Below are 18,233 nucleotides of genomic sequence, written 5' to 3' on the forward strand. Positions count from 1 at the left end.
GGGAGACACGCGTGGGTCTCATGGGACCGAGGTGTCGACAGAAAGCGTGTGACGGCGGCATGACAGACGTTCAGCAGAACACCCACGAAGCCGTCGCTCCCCGTCGCGGCCTGCGGCCGGGGGAGGTGGTGGTGAAGTGGGCCACGACCACGGACCACAAGACCATCGGTTCGCTGTACCTGATCACGTCGTTCGCGTTCTTCATCGTCGGTGGCGTGATGGCGCTGGTGATGCGCGCCGAGCTGGCCCGCCCAGGCCTGCAGATCGTGTCGAACGAGCAGTTCAACCAGTTGTTCACGATGCACGGCACGATCATGCTGCTGATGTTCGCGACGCCGCTGTTCGCCGGCTTCACCAACTGGATCATGCCGCTGCAGATCGGCGCCCCGGACGTGGCCTTCCCCCGCCTGAACATGCTGGCGTACTGGCTGTACCTGTTCGGCTCGCTGATCGCGGTCGCCGGCTTCCTCACCCCGCAGGGCGCGGCCGATTTCGGCTGGTTCGCCTACGCCCCGCTGAACGACGTGGTGCACTCGCCGGGCATCGGCGGCGACCTGTGGATCATGGGTCTGGCCTTTTCCGGGTTCGGCACCATCCTCGGTTCGGTCAACTTCATCACCACGATCATCTGCATGCGTGCGCCGGGCATGACCATGTTCCGCATGCCGATCTTCGTCTGGAACGTGCTGCTGACCGCGGTGCTCGTGCTGCTGGCCTTCCCGGTCCTGGCGGCGGCGCTGCTCGTGCTGGAGGCGGACCGCAAGTTCGGCGCCCACGTTTTCGACTCCGCCAACGGGGGCCCACTGCTGTGGCAGCACCTGTTCTGGTTCTTCGGCCATCCCGAGGTGTACATCATCGCGCTGCCGTTCTTCGGGATCGTCACCGAGGTGCTTCCGGTCTTCTCCCGCAAGCCGATCTTCGGCTACATGGGCCTGATCGGCGCGACCATCGCGATCGCGGGTCTGTCGGTGACGGTGTGGGCGCACCACATGTTCGTCACCGGCGGTGTGCTGCTGCCGTTCTTCGCCTTCATGACCTACCTGATCGCAGTTCCGACCGGAGTGAAGTTCTTCAACTGGATCGGCACCATGTGGAGCGGCTCGTTGTCCTTCGAGACACCGATGCTGTGGGCGACCGGCTTCCTGGTCACATTCCTGTTCGGTGGTCTGACCGGTGTCATCCTGGCCTCGCCGCCGCTGGACTTCCACGTCTCGGACTCGTACTTCGTGGTGGCGCACTTCCACTACGTCGTCTTCGGCACCGTCGTCTTCGCGATGTTCTGCGGCTTCCACTTCTGGTGGCCGAAGTTCACCGGCAAGATGCTCGACGAGCGCCTGGGCAAGATCACCTTCTGGACCCTGTTCATCGGCTTCCACACCACGTTCCTGGTCCAGCACTGGCTGGGTGCCGAGGGCATGCCCCGCCGGTACGCCGACTACCTGGCGAACGACGGGTTCACCACACTGAACACGGTCTCCACCATCGGATCCTTCCTGCTGGGGCTGTCCCTGCTGCCCTTCCTGTACAACGTGTGGAAGACGGCCAAGTACGGTCGGCTCGTGGGCGTCGACGACCCGTGGGGCTACGGCCGTTCGCTGGAGTGGGCGACCTCCTGCCCGCCGCCGCGGCACAACTTCGTCACGATGCCGGTGATCCGCAGTGAATCCCCGGCGTTCGACCTGCACCATCCCGAGGTCTCCCTGACGGACAGGCAGGAGAACCTGGGTCTGCCCGCATGACGGACGCAGCGGGCCGTGCGGGTCAGGAGGCGGCGGCCGCCGACGTGGTCAACCAGGTGGAGGGCTATCTGCTGTGGCAGGCCCGCGTCGCCGAGGCGGAGCAGCGGGCACGAGCCTTCACGGAGCCCTTGCCGTGGCTGACCACCGCGCAACGCGAGGAGATCGAGCAGCACTACGTCCGGGAGAGCCTGGTCCGGGCCCGGGCGGACCTGGAACGGGTGGCCGCCCGCTGCCGGGCGCTGCGCGGGGAGTACGAGGACCGGTACCGCCGGTTGCGCACGCGCTGCGTGGCCTTGCTGATCGCCGGCATCGCCCTCGTGGCGGCCACGGCGCTGCTCGCCGTCGCCGTTCTGGAGACCTGACGCCTTACGGAGACCCGGCACCGGCGGCTGTCCCGTGCCCCCCGCGGTCAGCGGGACGGGGCCTGGAACTCGGCCCACGCCTCCCGCAGGGTGTCGATGAGCTCGGGGGCGGCGCCCTGGCCCTCCAGGTAGTTGCGGTAGGTCTCGAGATCCGTCGCCGCGGGCCAGTGGGGGTCGGCGGCGACCGAGCGTGCGAGGTCGCCCAGGAGGTTCAACTCCTGGGTGTGCGCCTTGAGCCACGGCGTGAAGCCGGCCGGGTCAGCCATCGCGCCTCCCGTCGGAGAAGGACGCACGTTCGCACCGGTGGTGCTCCCCTTCGCCTTGCCTTCCCACCAGCCTCGCAGCCGCCCACCGCAAGTCAAATCAGGCCCGGGCAGGTCCCGCAGGGACCCGGTCTCCGGGCCCTTGGGGCCCCGCCCCCCGGGTGTCGCCGAGCCGCGGTGGCGTCCGCTCGGCCCGCGTCTTACGGTGAACAAGGCGGCGTCCGTCCGTGACCGCAAGGAAGGGGCGTGGCTCATGGGCGCGCACTCCCCGGAACCGGTTCCCCAGCCGGTGCTGTCCCCGCTGACGGCTGCGGCGATCTTTATGGTCGTGACCATCGGCCAGGGCGGCGAACCGGTCGCACGGGAGCTGTTGTCGGACCTGAACGGGCTGCAGCGGGCCGTCGGCTTCAGGGCCACGCCGGAGGGAAGGCTGAGTGTCGTCGCGGGCATCGGCTCGCAGGCGTGGGACCGCCTGTTCACCGGGGCACGCCCGGCGGAGCTGCACCCCTTCCGTGAGCTGACCGGACCCCGGCACCGGGCCGTGTCGACGCCCGGTGACCTGCTCTTCCACATCCGGGCCGTTCGTGTGGACCTGTGCTTCGCGCTGGCCGCCGAGATCATGGAGCGGCTCCGCGAGGTGGTCACCGTGCGCGACGAGGTGCATGGATTCAAGTACTTCGACGTACGCGACCTGCTCGGATTCGTCGACGGCACGGAGAATCCCACGGGTCCGGCGGCGGGCGCCGCCGTGCTGATCGGCGACGAGGACCCGCGGTTCTCCGCAGGCAGCTATGTGATCGTGCAGAAGTACCTGCACGATCTGCAGGCGTGGAACGCTCTCCCGGTCGAGGCCCAGGAGAGGGCGATCGGGCGCCGGAAGCTGTCCGACGTCGAACTGGACGATGCCGTGAAGCCGGCCGATTCCCACGTGGCCCTCACCACGATCGAGGACGCGGACGGGACCAAGCACGAGATCCTGCGCGACAACATGCCCTTCGGCACCGTCGGAGAGGGCGAGTTCGGCACGTACTTCATCGGATACGCCCGTACGCCCACCGTGACCGAGCGCATGCTGGAGCGCATGTTCCTGGGCGCTCCGCCGGCGTCGCACGACCGGATCCTGGACTTCTCCACGCCGGTGACCGGCTCCCTGTTCTTCGTGCCCACCAGTGACTTTCTCGACGACCTCCCGGATCCGCCGGACGCCCGTGCGGCGGCGGCCCGGGCCGCAACGGCCCACGCGCCGCGCACACCGTGAACCGGTCGGGACGTGCGTGCCGTCCACGGTGAACCACCGGCCGTGCGACCCGGTGGCACGCAACGCCGGGGGACCGTGGAAAGCGGCCCCACGACATCGCCCGGACCCACTGCGACGGCTGTGCGCCCGGCTCCCCACCGCGCGGCCGGTCGTCCGGCCGGTGAACCGGGAGAGAATTCTTGGTCATCGGTTTCTCTGGACGGCTGTTCGGACGCGGCCCGTTGCCTAGCATGAGGTGATCACGCACGGCACGAACCGGGAGGCCCGGAATGCAGTTGCCCGGCCTCGGGCCGAGTTCGCCCCGCCGACTGGCTGCCGTCGTCCTCCTGCTCGTGCTCGTCGCGGCCGGGGCGCTGACCCTCACCCGCGGTCTGCGCACTGCGCGCGCCGCCGCGCCCGTCCTGCCGCACACGACCGTGGAGGTGTCCGCGAGCCGCTGCGGCCGGGGTTGGCACAGCCCCGCGCCCGGGGTGCAGGTCTTCGACCTGCACAACACGTCCGACGAGGCCGCAGAGGTGTACCTGGAGGACCCGCGGAGCCAGGCCGTGTACGGCGAGGTGGAGGGCATCGGCCCAGGCACCACGAGGCAGTTGACCGTGCGGCTGGGCAAGGGCTCCTACGCCTTCAAATGCGTGCTCGAGGACGCCGACGCGGTGGCCGGGCCCACCGTCCGTATCGGCCGGGGCCGCACCGGCCCGGCGGCGGCACCCGTCACCGAACACGACCTGATCCCCCCGGCGATCGCCTACCAGAAGTGGGTCGCCGGTGGACTGGACCAGGTGGTGCGCCTGACCGGGGAGTTGCGGGACGCGATCCGCAGAGGCGATCTCGTCGGGGCCCGCACGGCCTGGCTTCCGGCGCATCTGGAGTACGAGCGGCTGGGTGCCGCCTACGACGCGTTCGGCGACGCGGACCGGCAGATCAACGGCACCGAGGCGGGCCTGCCCGGCGGCGTGCGCGACGCGTCGTTCACCGGTTTCCACCGTCTTGAGTACGGGCTGTGGCACGGGCAGTCCGCGTCCGTGCTGAACACTCCGGCGGCCGCTCTGGTCAAGGCGGTCACCACGTTGCGCGACGACTGGGCGCAGACCCGTATGGACCCGGCGCAACTGGGGCTGCGGGCGCACGAGATCCTGGAGAACACGGTACAGTTCGAGCTGACCGGAAGGACGGACTACGGCAGCGGCAGCAACCTCGCCACCGCCCGCGCCAACCTGGACGGCACCCGGCAGGTGCTGTCCCGGCTGAGTCCCCTGCTCACCACGCGGTACGCGGGCCTGACGGACCTGGCACGGGAACTGGACCGCGCGCAGCACCAGTTGGACGGCTTCCACCACGGCGACCGGTGGACTTCCCTCCAGGGCCTGACCGTCACGCAGCGGGAGCGGACCGACGCGGTCCTGGGCGACCTGGTGGAGCGGCTGGCGTCCGTGGCCACCCTGTGCGATCCGCGGAGGACGGTGTGAGCGGGACCGGGACGCCCGACGCGGTGGGCCGACGCGGCTTCCTGCGGGGAGCGGCCCTGGCCGGCGCCGGACTGGCCGCGGGCGGTGCGGCCCCGCCCGGCACGGCCGTACCGGCGACGGCGGCGTCGGCTCTCGCGCCGTTCCACGGCACCCACCAGCAGTCGGTGTCGGCAACCCAGCGGCGCAGCACGGTGTTCGTCGCCTTCGACGTGACCGTGGACGACCGGGCCGCACTGACCGACCTGCTGCGCGCGCTCACCGAACGCGCCCGCTTCCTGACCTCCGGTGGGACACCCGAACCCGTGGGCATCACCGGGCCGCCCGCCGACTCCGGCGTCCTGGGCGAACGGCTGCCCTCCGGCGCGCTGGCGGTGACCGTCGGCCTCGGCGCCGCGCTCTTCGACGACCGCTTCGGGCTCGCCGCGCGAAAGCCGCGCCGTCTGACCACCATGCCCGCCTTCCCCGACGACGACCTTCGGCCCAACTGGTGCCACGGCGATCTCAGCCTGCAACTGCACGCCGACGACCCGGACACCGTCCTGCACGCCCTGCGTGACATCACCCGGCACACCCGCGGCGCCCTGCAGGTTCGCTGGCGCCTGGACGGCTTCTCCAGTCCGCCCCGCCCCTCCGGCACCCCGCGGAACCTGATGGGCTTCAAGGACGGCACGGCCAACCCGGACGCCACCGACGCCCGCGAGATGGACCGTCTGGTCTGGGTGGGCCCAGGCTCGGGCGAGCCGGACTGGGCGGTCGGCGGCACCTATCAGGTCGTCCGGCTGATCCGGATGCTGGTGGAGTTCTGGGACCGGGTCTCACTGGGCGAGCAGGAACGGATGTTCGGCCGGAGTCGGGAGTCGGGTGCGCCCCTGGACGGGAACGCGGAGCACGACACGCCCGCCTTCGCGGACGATCCCAAGGGCGACGTCATCCCCCTCGACGCGCACATCAGGCTCGCCAACCCGCGCACGCCCGCGACCGCGGGCCAACGTCTGCTGCGCCGTGGCTACAACTACGACCGGGGCATGGACGGCAACGGCAACCTCGACATGGGCCTGCTGTTCTGCTGCTACCAACAGGATCCGGTCCGTCAGTTCGAGACCGTGCAGCGGCGGCTGGCGGGGGAGCCGCTCACCGACTACATCAAGCCGTTCGGCGGCGGCTACTTCTTCGCGCTGCCCGGCGTGCGCAACGCGGCCGACTGGTACGGACGAGCTCTGCTCGGCTGAACCTGTTCGGACAACTCCGCTGATTCAATGGTCAATACACGGTCAAGTTTGGGCCGTGCTTTTCTGACCGGCTGTTCACTTACGGGTCATCATGCCTCCGCCGGGCAGCCGTCTGTTCGGCAGAGCATCCCGATCCGTACGGCGAAAAGCATCCGTGTTCGAAGGGTGAACCAGTATGGCCAGCAGAGCAAAACGGGCAGCGACGAAGAGCCTCGGCGCCCTGGTGGGCGCGACCGCGCTCACCGTCCTCGGCGGGGCCGCGCCCAGCTGGGCCGCGGTTCCCGCGGGGCACCACGGTGAGGCCTCGACGGCCACGCCGATCAAGCACGTGGTCGTTCTCTTCGACGAGAACATCTCCTTCGACCACTACTTCGCCACCTACCCGAAGGCCGCGAACACCGACGGGACGAAGTTCACGGCGTCCAAGCGCACTCCCCGGGACATCGACACCCTCGCCCACGCGGGGCTGCTCACCAAGAACCCCAACCAGTACGCGCCCAAGCGGCTCACCCCGGCGCAGGCCATGACCTGCGACCAGAACCACTCCTACGGGCCCGAGCAGTACGCCGCCGACGGCGGCAAGGCCGACAAGTACGTGGAGAACACCGAGGTCGACAAGTGCAGCGGCGGCCTGTTCGGTGAGCCCGGCCTGGTGATGGACTACTACGACGGCAACACCGTCACCGCGCTGTGGAACTACGCCCAGCAGTACTCCCTCAACGACCGTTCCTTCAGCTCCGTCTACGGCCCGTCGACGCCCGGCGCGCTGAACCTGATCTCCGGTCAGACCCACGGCGCGATCTCCACGGACCCCGCCTCGGGCACCGAGAACCCGAAGCAGACCGCCACGCCCGACGCCTACGCGGTCAAGTCGCCCGACGCCAAGGGAGTCGGCACGGTCGTCAACGACCCCGACCCGGCCTACGACGACTGCTCCGGCAAGGACCACACGAGCAGCAACGCGCTCGCCGCGCTGCAGGGCCGCAACATCGGCGACCTGCTCAACACCAAGAAGGTCAGCTGGGGTTGGTTCCAGGGCGGCTTCCGGCCGTCCACCGCGTGGGACGGCAAGCAGGCGGGCTACGCCAAGTGCGACACCACGCACACCAACCTCGGCGGCGCGTCGGTCGTCGACTACAGCCCGCACCACAACCCGTTCTCCTACTACAAGTCGACGTCCAACCCGCACCACCTGCCGCCCAGGAACGTCGACGAGATCGGCCACGGCGGTCAGGCCAATCACAACTACGACCTGACCGACTTCACCGCCGCGCTCAACGCGGGCAAGCTCCCGGCCGTCAGCTTCGTCAAGGCCGGTGAATTCCAGGACGGGCACGCCGCATACTCCGACCCGATCGACGAGCAGCACTTCCTCGTCAACCAGATCAACGCCATCCAGAGCTCCCCGCAGTGGAAGTCCACCGCCGTCGTCATCGCCTACGACGACTCCGACGGCTGGTACGACCACGCCTACGCCAAGCCCCGCAACGGCTCCACCGACACCTCGGTCGGCTCCAACGGCAAGGCCACCGACAGCCCTGCCTGCCAGTCCGGCCCCAAGGCGTCCGGCGGCTACCAGGACCGCTGCGGCCCCGGCACCCGTCAGCCGCTGCTCGTCGTCTCCCCGTACAGCAAGGTCAACAAGGTCGACCACACCTTCACGGACCAGGCCTCGATCATCCGCTTCGTGGAGGACAACTGGCACACCGGCCGCATCGGTGACCACTCCTTCGACGCGAACGCGGGCTCCCTGGGCGGCATGTTCGACTTCCGGCACCCCAACAACAAGCAGGTGCTGCTGAACGCGGACGGCTCCGTGAAGTCCGTCGGACCGATCCACCACGTGAGGCCGGTCGCCACCAGCATCACCCCCGGCCCGGACATGCAGAACACCGCCGTGACCACCGACGCCTCCTCGTTCCCGACGCTTCCGGTCGGGGTCGCCGCGGGCGCCCTGCTGGCCGCCGGCGCCACCGGCACGTACCTGACGCTGCGGCGCCGGACGCAGCGCGGCACGGTCTGACATGTGGCACCCCGGCTGGGCGCGGTCTGCCGGACCGCGCCCAGCCGGTGCGGGTTCGGGCACCGGGACGTGGTCGCACGCGATGGCGTGAGACCACCTGGCGGGTCGCACCGGTGCCGGTGTGCCTCGCGGATCAGACGGTGGGCGGCGTCCAGTGAGGGTCGCGGCCGAGGAAGGCGAGAAGCGCTTCGGCCCTCCCGCAGCCGTCGGGCACCGCACGCGCGGCCGCGAACACCCCGTAGGAGTCGCGGAGATGATCGACCAGTCGCTCCGCCGCCGGCCAGATGCCCTCGGCCAACTGGTTGCCCAGCGCCCGGTCCTGACCGGTGGCGACCGCGATGTCCCAGGCGTGCACGGCCGCGTCCATCGCGGCCGCCGCGGCGGCCAGGGGCAGGGGCAGCGGGCCCAGCGGCGTTGCCACCTGGTCGATGCCGGCGGGCAGTTGAGCGTACGCGTCCGCCACCGCGCGCAGCACCTTGTCCAGTTCGCCCACGGGATCGCCGTCCAGTGCATCGGCCGGACGGAAGGGGTCGGAGCCGGGGCGGCCGCCGGTGAGGGCGAGCTCGTAGACGTGCTGGTCGACTCGCGCGTGGTTCAGGACCTGCCGCACCGTCCACTCGCTGCACGGCGTGGGCGCGCCCCACGCCTGCTCGGGCACGGCGGCGACGACCTCGCGCAGGTGGTCGTGGGCATCCGTGAGTACGGCAACTGCCTGCCTGTTCGGCATGCTTCTTCCCCTTCTGGCATCCCTGCGGCTGATGGAAAAAGACTAGGCCCCCTTGCGGACAGTTTCGGTCCGCAAGGGGGGGTGAGTCAGCAGAACAGCGGCAATCGGTCGGCATCGGCGCCGAGGGCATCGCGTTCGGCCCGTGTCAGGGGCAGGCGTCCGGTGCCGGCGCGTGCGTATTGGGTGTCGCTCCAGTTCAGCGGAACGGGGCGACCCAACAGACCGTCCAGGGTGGACCGTACGGTGGCCAGGCCCTCGGACGAGGGCGCGGGCGCGCCGGGCAGCCGGACGGTCAGGTCCAGATGGTGGACGGTGGCTTCGACAGCCAGCGTGGCCATCAGATCGCCGGCGGCCAGGACGTGGCCCTGCGTGGACACGCGCTGCCGGGGATCGGCCGACGCGGCCGCCGTGACCGCGGCCGCTGCGGTGTCCAGGCACAGCTCTCTCAGCTGGCGGAAGTACAGGAACATGCTCGCGCCGACCCGGCTGTAGCGGCGTCCGTTCGCCGCGCCGACGGGATCGGGCCGCCAGTCCTGCCAGTAGGTGACGGCGTCCCGGTCCGCGGGAGCGGTGGCCGGGGTGTGCAGGGCCACCAGTGCGCGCTGGGCGTCCATCACGAGGTGGAAGACCAGGTCGCGGACCGCCCAGCCGGTGCAGTCGGTCGGCAGCCAGGAATCCTCCTCTTCGAGAGGTGCCACGAGATCCATGAGGGCCCTGTAGGACGCCCGGAGGGCATCGGCCGGAGCGGGGTCGGTCGTGTTGTCCGTGATCACGATGGCACGCTAGGCGGGGTCCTCATACCGACGGAAGTCCGATCCGGTGTCTCGACGGCCGGGGACGCGGCCGCCGATCCGTCCCAGGTGGCGTCGGACCGCGAGCCGGGCAACGCGTTCGTCGCCCCGGCCGGAAGGTACGGCTTCCGTGCGGGGCAGGGGGGAAGATGAGATCGCGAGCGGATGCACGATCGACCTGGAGGAGTGGGTGCCATGCAGCAGGAGCGAGCGGGCAAGCCGGCCCGGCCCGAGGACCTGATCGACGTCGCCCGGCTGGTGACGGCGTACTACGCGCTGCACCCCGACCCGGCCGAACCGGGACAGCGCGTGGCCTTCGGTACGTCCGGACACCGCGGATCGTCGCTGGCCACGGCGTTCAACGAGGACCACATCGCCGCCACCAGCCAGGCCATCTGTGAGTACCGCGCCCGGCGGGGCACCGACGGCCCCCTCTTCCTCGCTGCCGACACGCACGCGCTGTCCGAGCCCGCGAGGGTCACCGCGCTGGAGGTGTTCGCGGCCAACGACGTGATCGTGCTCGTCGACAGCGCCGACGGCTACACCCCCACCCCGGCGTTGTCGCACGCGGTCCTGACCCACAACCGGGGCCGTACCTCGGGGCAGGCCGACGGCGTGGTGGTGACCCCCTCGCACAACCCGCCCGCGGACGGCGGCTTCAAGTACAACCCGCCGAGCGGCGGCCCGGCGGGCTCGGACGCGACCTCCTGGATCCAGGACCGGGCCAACGAGATCATCGCGGGCGGCCTGAAGGACGTACGGCGCATCCCGTACACCCGGGCGCTCGCCGCACCGGGGACCGGCCGCTACGACTTCCTCGGCGCGTACGTCTCCGATCTGCCGAGCGTGCTGGACCTCGACGCCGTCCGGACCGCCGGCGTGCGGATCGGCGCCGACCCGCTCGGCGGAGCCTCCGTCGCCTACTGGGGCCGTATCGCCGAGCAGCACCGCCTCGACCTCACGGTGGTCAATCCGCTCACCGATCCCACCTGGCGGTTCATGACGCTGGACTGGGACGGCAAGATCCGTATGGACTGCTCCTCGCCGTACGCGATGGCCTCGCTCATCGAGCAGCGCGACCGGTTCCGGATCGCCACCGGCAACGACGCCGATGCCGACCGGCACGGCATCGTCACCCCGGACGCCGGCCTGATGAACCCCAATCACTACCTCGCCACCGCCATCTCCTACCTCTACACCCACCGCACGCAGTGGCCCGCCGAGGCGGGTGTCGGCAAGACCCTGGTGTCCTCCGGCATGATCGACCGGGTCGCCGCCGACCTCGGCCGCCGCCTGGTCGAAGTGCCCGTCGGGTTCAAGTGGTTCGTGGACGGACTGGTCCACGGATCGCTCGGATTCGGCGGCGAGGAGTCCGCCGGAGCGTCGTTCCTGCGCCGGGACGGCTCGGTGTGGACCACCGACAAGGACGGCATCATCCTGGCCCTGCTCGCCTCCGAGATCACGGCCGTCACCGGCAGGACGCCGTCCCAGCACTACGCCGCGCTCACCGAGCGCTTCGGGGAACCCGCATACGCCCGCATCGACGCACCGGCAACCCGGGAGGAGAAGGCCCGCCTGGCCAAGCTGTCCCCGGCCCAGGTCGGCGCCGAGAGCCTCGCCGGGGAGCCGGTCACCGCCGTGCTCACCGAGGCGCCCGGCAACGGCGCGTCGATCGGTGGGATCAAGGTCGCGACCGAGAACGCCTGGTTCGCGGCCCGCCCCTCGGGCACCGAGGACGTCTACAAGATCTACGCGGAGTCGTTCCGGGGTCCCGACCACCTCCGCCAGGTACAGGACGAGGCCAAGCTCGTGGTGCTGGGAGCGCTGGGAGGCTGACGACGCGGGGCCGCCGGGCCCCTGTGGCGCGAGGTGCTCGTCACGTGAGCGGGAGCGGTGAGGCCGCCGGGGACGCTCCTTGACTTGGAGCGCGCTTCAAGGCCTACGGTCCGAGAAGTGGCACCACCCGGCGGACGCCTTCGCAATCGGCGCCGGACCGGGTGCCACCTCGAACCGAAGATCCATCCTGCAGGGAAAGGCTGGGACGCACATGAAGCGGCGTAGGTTGCGGGACCTGGAAGTATCGGCCATCGGTCTGGGCTGCATGGGCATGTCCGCCTTCTACGGCTCCGCCGACGAGGACGAGGGCATCAGGACCATTCGACGCGCCCCCGAACTCGGCATCGACTTCCTCGACACGGCGCAGGTCTACGGGCCACTCACCAACGAGATGCTCGTCGGGCGCGCGATCGAGGGGCATCGCGACGAGTACGTGATCGCAACGAAATTCAACTACCGGATGGACGACGCCGTGCCGGGAGACATGAGCACGCTCGGGCGGCAGGACGGCTCGGCCGAGCACGTGCGCAGCTCCGTCCACGGCTCGCTCAAGCGGCTGGGAACCGACTACATCGACCTCTATTACCAGCATCGCGTCGACCCCGACGTACCGATCGAGGAGACCGTCGGCGCCCTCGCGGAGCTGGTCGCACAGGGCAAGGTGCGCCACATCGGGCTGAGCGAGGCGGCGCCGGAGACCATCCGGCGCGCGAACGCCGTCCACCCGGTCACCGCGGTGCAGACCGAGTACTCGATGTGGACGCGCGATCCGGAGGCGGGGGTACTGCCCACCTGCCGGGAGCTCGGGATCGGCTTCGTGCCCTACTCGCCCCTGGGCCGGGGCTTCCTCGCGGGCCGGTTCTCCTCGCCCGACGAGCTGGACGAGGGGGACTTCCGCCGCAGCGGTCCCCGCTTCACCGGCGACAACCTGGAGGCGAACCTCAGGCTCGCGGCCAAGGTGAAGGAGATCGCCGCCGAGAAGGGGGTGACGCCGGCCCAGCTGGCGATCGCCTGGGTGCTCGCACAGGGCGACGACCTGGTCCCGATTCCGGGCACCAAGCGCCGCACGTACCTGGAGCAGAACGCCGCCGCGGCCGACGTCGAACTGACCGAGGACGACCTGGCACGCATCGAGGCCGAGCTGCCGGAGCCCGCGGGTGAGCGCTACGACGAAGCCGGGATGCGGTCCGTGAACCGCTAGGGAGTGTTGTTTGGATCAGCGCGGATCAGGCCGCGGCGCATGATGCGGTGCATCGCAAGGCGGAGCATGACCCGCGTACTGGGTGTACTCGGGTGATGCGACGACGCGGCGAGGTGCCGTGCCAGGCGTCGCGGACCCGCGGTGATCCGAACGACACCCCCTGGCGCAGGGGCAGTACCCGCAGCGCCCGGCCCGGTCACTGATTCTGGACCTGCCTCCGGGGTGCCCGGCCGGTCCACAGCGACCGAGAGCCGCACACGGCTGAACCGCCTTTTGGTGAAAGGGGATTGACTACGGCTCACCGCAACTGGTTCAGTGGCTGAGCCACTCGGCCACTGAACCAGTTCGAGGAGGGACCTTGGAGGCGCTGCCCCGAGAGACGATCGTGGACGTCCTGGAGAACCGGCTGCGCGAGGACATCCTGGACGGCCGCCACCCCGCGGGCAGTTATCTGCCTCCGGAGCGGCAACTCGCCGACGGCTACGGCGTCACCCGCACCACGCTGAAGCACGCTTTCGGCCGTCTCGTGCAGGCCGGTCTGCTGGAGACCCGCCACGGCGTGGGCACCCGGGTACGGGACTTCGCCCGCCTGGGCGGCGCGGACCTGCTGCCCATGCTGGTCCGCCACGACGCCAGGTGGATCCGCGAAGTCTTCGAAGTGCGCCGCAGCATAGGCGCGTTGATCGCAGAACGCGCCGCGGCGTGCGCGACTGCGGCGCAGCACGCCGAACTGAGCGCCCTGGTGGAGGCCGTACGCCACGGGGACACGGCCGACGCCGTGCAACTGGCCGACGTGGAGGTGCACCGCGCCCTCGCCCGGGCCACCGGCAACCGGGTCTACGTCCTGCTCACCAACACGCTCTTCAACGCCTATCTCCCGGTCCGCTCCGCGCTGCGCGGACCCTTCACCGACGCCGCCGTGGCGCACGGGCGGCTCGCCCCCCTGGTCGAGGCCGTCACGTCCGGCGACACGCGCCGGGCCCGGGCGGCCGCGGACGCCTATCTGCGCGACACCGAACAGATCATGCTGGAGGGGTTGGCATGAGAGGCACCACGTTCACCGAGACACTGCTCGGCACGGTCCGCCTCGACTCCGACGACCGCGACCGGCGCATCCGCCTCGACCTGCGTGCCGAGGCCGACGAGTTGCTGCGCCCGCAGCGCACCACACGCGCCCGTCTGAGCGGCCGGGTCCGCATCACCGGGGGCATCGACGACACGGGCGCCGGGGGCGAGTTGGAGATCTCGCCGATCGCGCGGCGCCGCATCCGCTACCGGCTGTCGTTCGCCGCCCAGGGCCGGGCCCTGGTCCTGGACGGCTGGAAGTCGATCACCGCCCGTCACCCGGTGGCGTCGATGACCGTCCTGCCGTTCACCCTGTACGAGGACGGGACCCGGGTCGGCGAGGGCACACTGCGCTTCCCGCTCGCCGCGGGTCTCGTGCCCTTCCTGCTCGGCTTCCGCTTCCCCCGCCGTGAGAATCCCGACGGCTACCGTGCCGCTCGCTGGGACGGCAGCCCCGGCCGCACCGAGGTCTGGTACACCACCCTCACCGATCCGGACACCGGAACCGGCGTCTGGCTGCACCACGAACTCACCGCACCCGCCGACGGATCCCCGCCCGTGGCCCACGGCTGGGTCGCGACCTTCCCCCGCGAGGGCAAGGTGCGCCACGCCCGCTTCGGCCCCGCCCCCTGGGACGCCCCCACCGACGGATTCACCGCCGCCGGGGTCACCGCCACCGCGCAACGGCTGACCGGAACCGCCGGAGACTTCAGCTGGGACCTCACCGAACAGCCCATGGACACCCCTCTGTTCACATTCCCGCGCTGGTCCTGGCGGCGCGACCTGCTGCCCGCCGCACATCTGCTCCCGGCGGCCCGGTCCGCGTACCACGGCACGCTCCGCGACGGCGAGCGCACGCTGACCCTGCATGAGGCCCCCGGCGCATCCGCGCGCATCCACGGCCACGGCAACGCCCGCCGCTGGGCCTGGCTGCACGCGGACCTGGGCGGCGGTGACGTCCTGGAAGTCGTCGCGGCGGTGTCGACCCGTCCCGGCCTGCGCCGGCTGCCACCCCTGGTCTTCCTGCGCCTGAGACACCGCGGCCGGACCTGGCCGCGCCGCCCGGAGCGTTCCGCGGCCGGCCTGCTGGGCGCCGGACGGTTCCGGGCCCGCATCGGCCTGCCCGTGTGGACGGTGACCGGGCGCACGGCGCTGCGCCGCATCCGCGTCGAGGTCACCCAGCCCGCCGACCGCACCCTCGCGCTGGACTACCGCGATCCCGACGGCGCCCCGGCGGTGTGCCGCAACAGCGAGAGCGCCGACGCACGCATCCTGCTGCAGCGCTGGTGGGGCCATTGGCGCACGGAGGCCACCTGGACGCTGGAGGGCACCGCGCACGCGGAGGTGGGGGACCGGTGACCGCCGAAGGACTGGTCGCCGCGCTGCTCGCGGACACCGGCGAGGACCCCTGGGCCGCACGGGTGCCCGGCCGGCTGAATGCGCTGCTGACCGCACTGCCCGCACCGGCGCGGGCCGCCGTACGCGCCGGCGTCGCCGCCGTCGAGACGTACGCCGTCGCCCGCACCGGCCGCCGCCTGGCAGCGGCGACGCCGGACGAACGCGAAGCGGTGCTCGCCTCGCTGGCCCGGCGCCCCGCGCTGGTACCGCTGCTGGACGCCCTCAAGGTGCCGGTGCTGCTCGCCGCGGCCACCGAGCGCATGACCGCCCTCGCCCCTCCCCTCGTGCGCGAGGACCCACCCCTGGCCTGCCTCCCCGCACAGCAGTGGCCCGCGCGTTCCGGCGCCGACGCCGTCGTCGTCGGATCCGGAGCCGGGGGTGCCGTGGCCGCCCGCGCTCTCGCGCGTGCCGGGCTCGACGTCGTGGTCCTGGAGGAGGGGGAGCACCACCCGACGGCCTCCTTCGGACGCCGCGCACCGCTGGAGCGCTTCACCGACCTGTACCGGGACGGTGGCACCACCCTGGCTCTCGGCAGACCGCCGCTGCTCCTGCCGGTCGGACGAGCCGTCGGCGGCACCACAGTGGTCAACTCCGGAACCTGCTACCGGACCCCGGAACACGTCCTGCACCGTTGGAGCAGCCGCCACGGCTTCCACCTCGCCGACGGCCTGGACGCACGGCTCGACGAGGTCGAAGCCCTCCTGCGCGTCGCCCCGCAGCCCCTGGACGTCCTGGGCGCCAACGGCCTGCTCGCCCTGGCCGGAGCCGAGCGCCTCGGGTGGCGGGCCGGGCCGCTGCGCCGCAACGCCACCGGTTGTGCCGGCTCCTGCCAGTGCGTCGTGGGCTGCCCCACCGGAGCCAAGCAGAGCGTGCAGCTGTCGGTGCTGCCCGACGCCTGCGCCGCGGGTGCCCGTATCGTCACCGGCGCACGGGTGCGCCGCATCATGGTCGACCACGACCGCCCCGGATCGCCACGCGCCGCCGGGGTGCGGGTGGACCGGCCGGACGGCACCACGTTCGAGATCCTCAGCCCGCTCGTCGTCGCCGCCGCGGGCGCCCTGCAGACGCCGCCCCTGCTGCGCCGCTCCGGGCTGGGCCGTCACCCCGGGCTGGGCCGCAACCTCAGCGTGCACCCCGCCACCAGCGTCGCCGGCCGCTTCGCCGAACCCGTCACCCCTTGGCGGGGCGTGCTGCAGAGCGTCGGCATCGAGCAGCTCCACGACCGCGGCATCCTCATCGAGGCCACCACAAGCCCGCCCGGCATGAGCAGCTTCGTCCTCCCCGGCACGGGCCGCGCACTGCGCCGCGAACTGGAGGCCGCCGACCATCTCGCCACCCTGGGTGCGATGATCGCCGACCGCCCCTCGGGGCGGGTGACGGGACGCGACCGGACCCTCGTCCACTACGCGCTCGACCCGCGGGACGGCGACCGGCTGGTGACCGCCGTACGCGCCATGGGACAGGTGCTCTTCGCCGCCGGTGCCCAAGAGGTCCTCACCGGCTTCCCACGGCATCCGCGCGCCCGCACCTCCGACGAGCTCGACGCCCTGCTCGCCGACGTGACCGCGCAGGAGCTGCACCTGTCGGCCTTCCATCCCACGGGCACCGCCGCCGCGGGCTCCGACCCGGGCCGCGCACCGGTCGACCCCGAAGGCCGGCTCCGGGGCGTGGCAGGGGTCCTGGTCGCGGACGGCTCCGTCCTGCCGTCCTGTCCGCAGGTGAACCCACAACTCAGCGTCATGGCGGTGGCGTCGGCCGTCGCCCGGGCCCACCTCGACAGCGGTTCTACCGGGGTTCGACCGGCGTGAGTGCGGGGTGAGGGTGGGGTGAGGGCGTACGGGCCGGCTCCGTCCGGCCTCCGACCATCGGCCTCCGACCGTGACGCTCACGCTCAACTGCGGCTGCTGGTGGGCACGGTCGGCCGGACGGTGTCGGTCTGGCGGAGCTCGGCCAGGAGTTCGTTCTGCCCGGCCAGCAGCTCGGTGAGGATGCGGCGGGCGGCGCGCAGAAGTTCGGCGACATCGCCGCCGGCGAGCGCGTAGCGGACGGTGGACCCCTCCCGGACGGACACGACGATCCCGGAGCGCCGCAGGACGGCCAACTGCTGCGAAAGGCTGGACGGCTCGATCTCGATGTCGGCGAGCAGGTCCCGCACCGGGACGGGCCCGTTCTGCAGCAGCTCCAGGACCCTGATGCGTACGGGGTGTCCGAGCATGCGGAAGAACTCCGCCTTGGCCTGATAGAGGGGGACTTGCATGAGTGCTCGCTCCCTGCCCCGTCGGGGTTGGTCTCCAGGCTGCGGCGGCACCCCGAAAGGTGCCGCCGCAGAAATCGTCCTGCGAAGCAGATCCTTCTCGTCCGGAGCCGCCCGCATCCACGAATTGGCGGCATGCTGATGTGGTGACTTGAAGAAGTCTTCACATCATGGGCACACGTCGGCCCCGGCGTCCGGGCTGCCTAGACTTCCAGCTCCTCCTCGACGCGCCTGAGCTGGTGGCGGGCCATTGCGAGGTTCGAGCGGTCCTTGTCGAGCACGAGGTAGAGGAAGAGGCCGTTGCCGCTGCGGCTGGACGCCAGGCGGATGAGGTGGTACTGACTTTCGAGGGTGATCAGAAAGTCCTCGATCCGGCTCTTCAGGCCCAGCTGTTCCATGGTGCGTACCTTGGCGCGGATCACATCCGTGTTCCCGGCCGAGGCGACCGTCAGGTCCAGGTCCCTGCTCCCGCCCAGAGTGCCCAGGGCCATACCGCTGGTGTAGTCGACGACGGCCGCCCCCAGTGCCCCCTCGACCGCGGTCATCATTTCCTTCAGCGACACTTCCACACTCGCCATAGCGCCTCCCCTTGGTTGTCGGCTGCGGCAGGCCGGCGATCGC

Annotated in this window: 16 protein-coding genes; 11 read left to right on the forward strand and 5 right to left on the reverse strand. The window is 71.2% G+C overall.

Features of this window, described 5'->3' with window-relative positions; translation table 11 throughout:
* Positions 1-59 precede the first annotated feature (59 nt).
* Together ctaD and AB0A61_RS19130 are read left to right on the forward strand one after the other, a co-directional pair.
* Entirely contained in the window at positions 60-1,739 is a 1,680-nt protein-coding gene (gene ctaD, locus AB0A61_RS19125; RefSeq protein WP_361293097.1) for a cytochrome c oxidase subunit I, read from the forward strand.
* Positions 1,736-2,101: a cytochrome C oxidase subunit I gene (locus AB0A61_RS19130; protein ID WP_361293099.1), complete on the forward strand. Its 366-nt coding sequence runs from the start codon at positions 1,736-1,738 to the stop codon at positions 2,099-2,101. The genes ctaD and AB0A61_RS19130 overlap by 4 nt, the downstream gene beginning before the upstream one ends.
* 47 nt (positions 2,102-2,148) lie before the next feature.
* Here the strand turns inward: AB0A61_RS19130 and AB0A61_RS19135 are convergent, their stop codons facing one another.
* Positions 2,149-2,367, reverse strand: a complete 219-nt coding sequence (locus AB0A61_RS19135; protein WP_361293101.1) for a YozE family protein — start codon at positions 2,365-2,367, stop codon at positions 2,149-2,151.
* Positions 2,368-2,617: 250 nt separating this feature from the next.
* Here AB0A61_RS19135 and AB0A61_RS19140 point away from each other — a divergent pair, with 250 nt between their 5' ends.
* The 4 genes from AB0A61_RS19140 (at position 2,618) to AB0A61_RS19155 (ending at position 8,340) form a co-directional block, all read left to right on the forward strand.
* Positions 2,618-3,622 carry a Dyp-type peroxidase gene (locus tag AB0A61_RS19140; RefSeq protein WP_361293103.1) on the forward strand — a complete coding sequence of 335 codons (1,005 nt, stop codon included), beginning with the start codon at positions 2,618-2,620 and terminating at the stop codon, positions 3,620-3,622.
* A 269-nt stretch (positions 3,623-3,891) separates the two neighbouring features.
* Positions 3,892-5,088 carry an EfeM/EfeO family lipoprotein gene (locus AB0A61_RS19145; RefSeq protein ID WP_361293105.1) on the forward strand — a complete coding sequence of 399 codons (1,197 nt, stop codon included), beginning with the start codon at positions 3,892-3,894 and terminating at the stop codon, positions 5,086-5,088.
* Positions 5,085-6,317, forward strand: coding sequence for an iron uptake transporter deferrochelatase/peroxidase subunit (gene efeB / locus AB0A61_RS19150; RefSeq protein WP_361293107.1), 1,233 nt, complete (start codon positions 5,085-5,087; stop codon positions 6,315-6,317). Before AB0A61_RS19145 ends, efeB begins: the two co-directional genes overlap by 4 nt.
* Positions 6,318-6,492: 175 nt before the next feature.
* Entirely contained in the window at positions 6,493-8,340 is a 1,848-nt protein-coding gene (locus tag AB0A61_RS19155; protein ID WP_361293109.1) for an alkaline phosphatase family protein, read from the forward strand.
* Between the two features lie 133 nt (positions 8,341-8,473).
* Here AB0A61_RS19155 and AB0A61_RS19160 read toward each other — a convergent pair whose 3' ends face one another.
* Positions 8,474-9,067, reverse strand: coding sequence for a TIGR03086 family metal-binding protein (locus AB0A61_RS19160; RefSeq protein ID WP_361293111.1), 594 nt, complete (start codon positions 9,065-9,067; stop codon positions 8,474-8,476).
* Between the two features lie 86 nt (positions 9,068-9,153).
* Entirely contained in the window at positions 9,154-9,840 is a 687-nt protein-coding gene (locus AB0A61_RS19165; protein ID WP_361293113.1) for a maleylpyruvate isomerase N-terminal domain-containing protein, read from the reverse strand.
* Positions 9,841-10,053: 213 nt separating this feature from the next.
* On the opposite strand from AB0A61_RS19165, the gene pgm reads away from it, so the two are divergent.
* The 5 genes from pgm (at position 10,054) to AB0A61_RS19190 (ending at position 17,166) form a co-directional block, all read left to right on the forward strand.
* Positions 10,054-11,694 carry a phosphoglucomutase (alpha-D-glucose-1,6-bisphosphate-dependent) gene (gene pgm / locus AB0A61_RS19170; protein WP_361293115.1) on the forward strand — a complete coding sequence of 547 codons (1,641 nt, stop codon included), beginning with the start codon at positions 10,054-10,056 and terminating at the stop codon, positions 11,692-11,694.
* Positions 11,695-11,905: 211 nt separating this feature from the next.
* Entirely contained in the window at positions 11,906-12,895 is a 990-nt protein-coding gene (locus AB0A61_RS19175; protein WP_361293117.1) for an aldo/keto reductase, read from the forward strand.
* Positions 12,896-13,253: 358 nt separating this feature from the next.
* Entirely contained in the window at positions 13,254-13,940 is a 687-nt protein-coding gene (locus AB0A61_RS19180; protein WP_361293119.1) for a GntR family transcriptional regulator, read from the forward strand.
* Positions 13,937-15,319, forward strand: coding sequence for a hypothetical protein (locus AB0A61_RS19185; protein WP_361293121.1), 1,383 nt, complete (start codon positions 13,937-13,939; stop codon positions 15,317-15,319). Before AB0A61_RS19180 ends, AB0A61_RS19185 begins: the two co-directional genes overlap by 4 nt.
* Positions 15,316-17,166: a GMC family oxidoreductase gene (locus AB0A61_RS19190; RefSeq protein ID WP_361293123.1), complete on the forward strand. Its 1,851-nt coding sequence runs from the start codon at positions 15,316-15,318 to the stop codon at positions 17,164-17,166. Before AB0A61_RS19185 ends, AB0A61_RS19190 begins: the two co-directional genes overlap by 4 nt.
* An 83-nt stretch (positions 17,167-17,249) precedes the next feature.
* Here the strand turns inward: AB0A61_RS19190 and AB0A61_RS19195 are convergent, their stop codons facing one another.
* Together AB0A61_RS19195 and AB0A61_RS19200 are read right to left on the reverse strand one after the other, a co-directional pair.
* Complete coding sequence (locus tag AB0A61_RS19195; RefSeq protein WP_361293125.1) at positions 17,250-17,615, reverse strand: metalloregulator ArsR/SmtB family transcription factor; 366 nt, start codon at positions 17,613-17,615, stop codon at positions 17,250-17,252.
* Positions 17,616-17,815: 200 nt separating this feature from the next.
* Positions 17,816-18,190, reverse strand: a complete 375-nt coding sequence (locus tag AB0A61_RS19200) for a hypothetical protein (protein WP_361293127.1) — start codon at positions 18,188-18,190, stop codon at positions 17,816-17,818.
* Positions 18,191-18,233 lie beyond the last annotated feature (43 nt).

It is taken from the genome of Streptomyces sp. NPDC046197 (genome assembly GCF_040646295.1).
Lineage (GTDB): Bacteria > Actinomycetota > Actinomycetes > Streptomycetales > Streptomycetaceae > Streptomyces.

Bases quoted from the DNA above. Each gene is read 5' to 3' on its own strand.
- ctaD (WP_361293097.1), top strand. From the start codon at position 60: ATGACAGACGTTCAGCAGAACACCCACGAAGCCGTCGCTCCCCGTCGC.
- AB0A61_RS19130 (WP_361293099.1), top strand. From the start codon at position 1,736: ATGACGGACGCAGCGGGCCGTGCGGGTCAGGAGGCGGCGGCCGCCGAC.
- AB0A61_RS19135 (WP_361293101.1), bottom strand. From the start codon at position 2,367: ATGGCTGACCCGGCCGGCTTCACGCCGTGGCTCAAGGCGCACACCCAG.
- AB0A61_RS19140 (WP_361293103.1), top strand. From the start codon at position 2,618: ATGGGCGCGCACTCCCCGGAACCGGTTCCCCAGCCGGTGCTGTCCCCG.
- AB0A61_RS19145 (WP_361293105.1), top strand. From the start codon at position 3,892: ATGCAGTTGCCCGGCCTCGGGCCGAGTTCGCCCCGCCGACTGGCTGCC.
- AB0A61_RS19155 (WP_361293109.1), top strand. From the start codon at position 6,493: ATGGCCAGCAGAGCAAAACGGGCAGCGACGAAGAGCCTCGGCGCCCTG.
- AB0A61_RS19160 (WP_361293111.1), bottom strand. From the start codon at position 9,067: ATGCCGAACAGGCAGGCAGTTGCCGTACTCACGGATGCCCACGACCAC.
- pgm (WP_361293115.1), top strand. From the start codon at position 10,054: ATGCAGCAGGAGCGAGCGGGCAAGCCGGCCCGGCCCGAGGACCTGATC.
- AB0A61_RS19175 (WP_361293117.1), top strand. From the start codon at position 11,906: ATGAAGCGGCGTAGGTTGCGGGACCTGGAAGTATCGGCCATCGGTCTG.
- AB0A61_RS19185 (WP_361293121.1), top strand. From the start codon at position 13,937: ATGAGAGGCACCACGTTCACCGAGACACTGCTCGGCACGGTCCGCCTC.
- AB0A61_RS19195 (WP_361293125.1), bottom strand. From the start codon at position 17,615: ATGCAAGTCCCCCTCTATCAGGCCAAGGCGGAGTTCTTCCGCATGCTC.
- AB0A61_RS19200 (WP_361293127.1), bottom strand. From the start codon at position 18,190: ATGGCGAGTGTGGAAGTGTCGCTGAAGGAAATGATGACCGCGGTCGAG.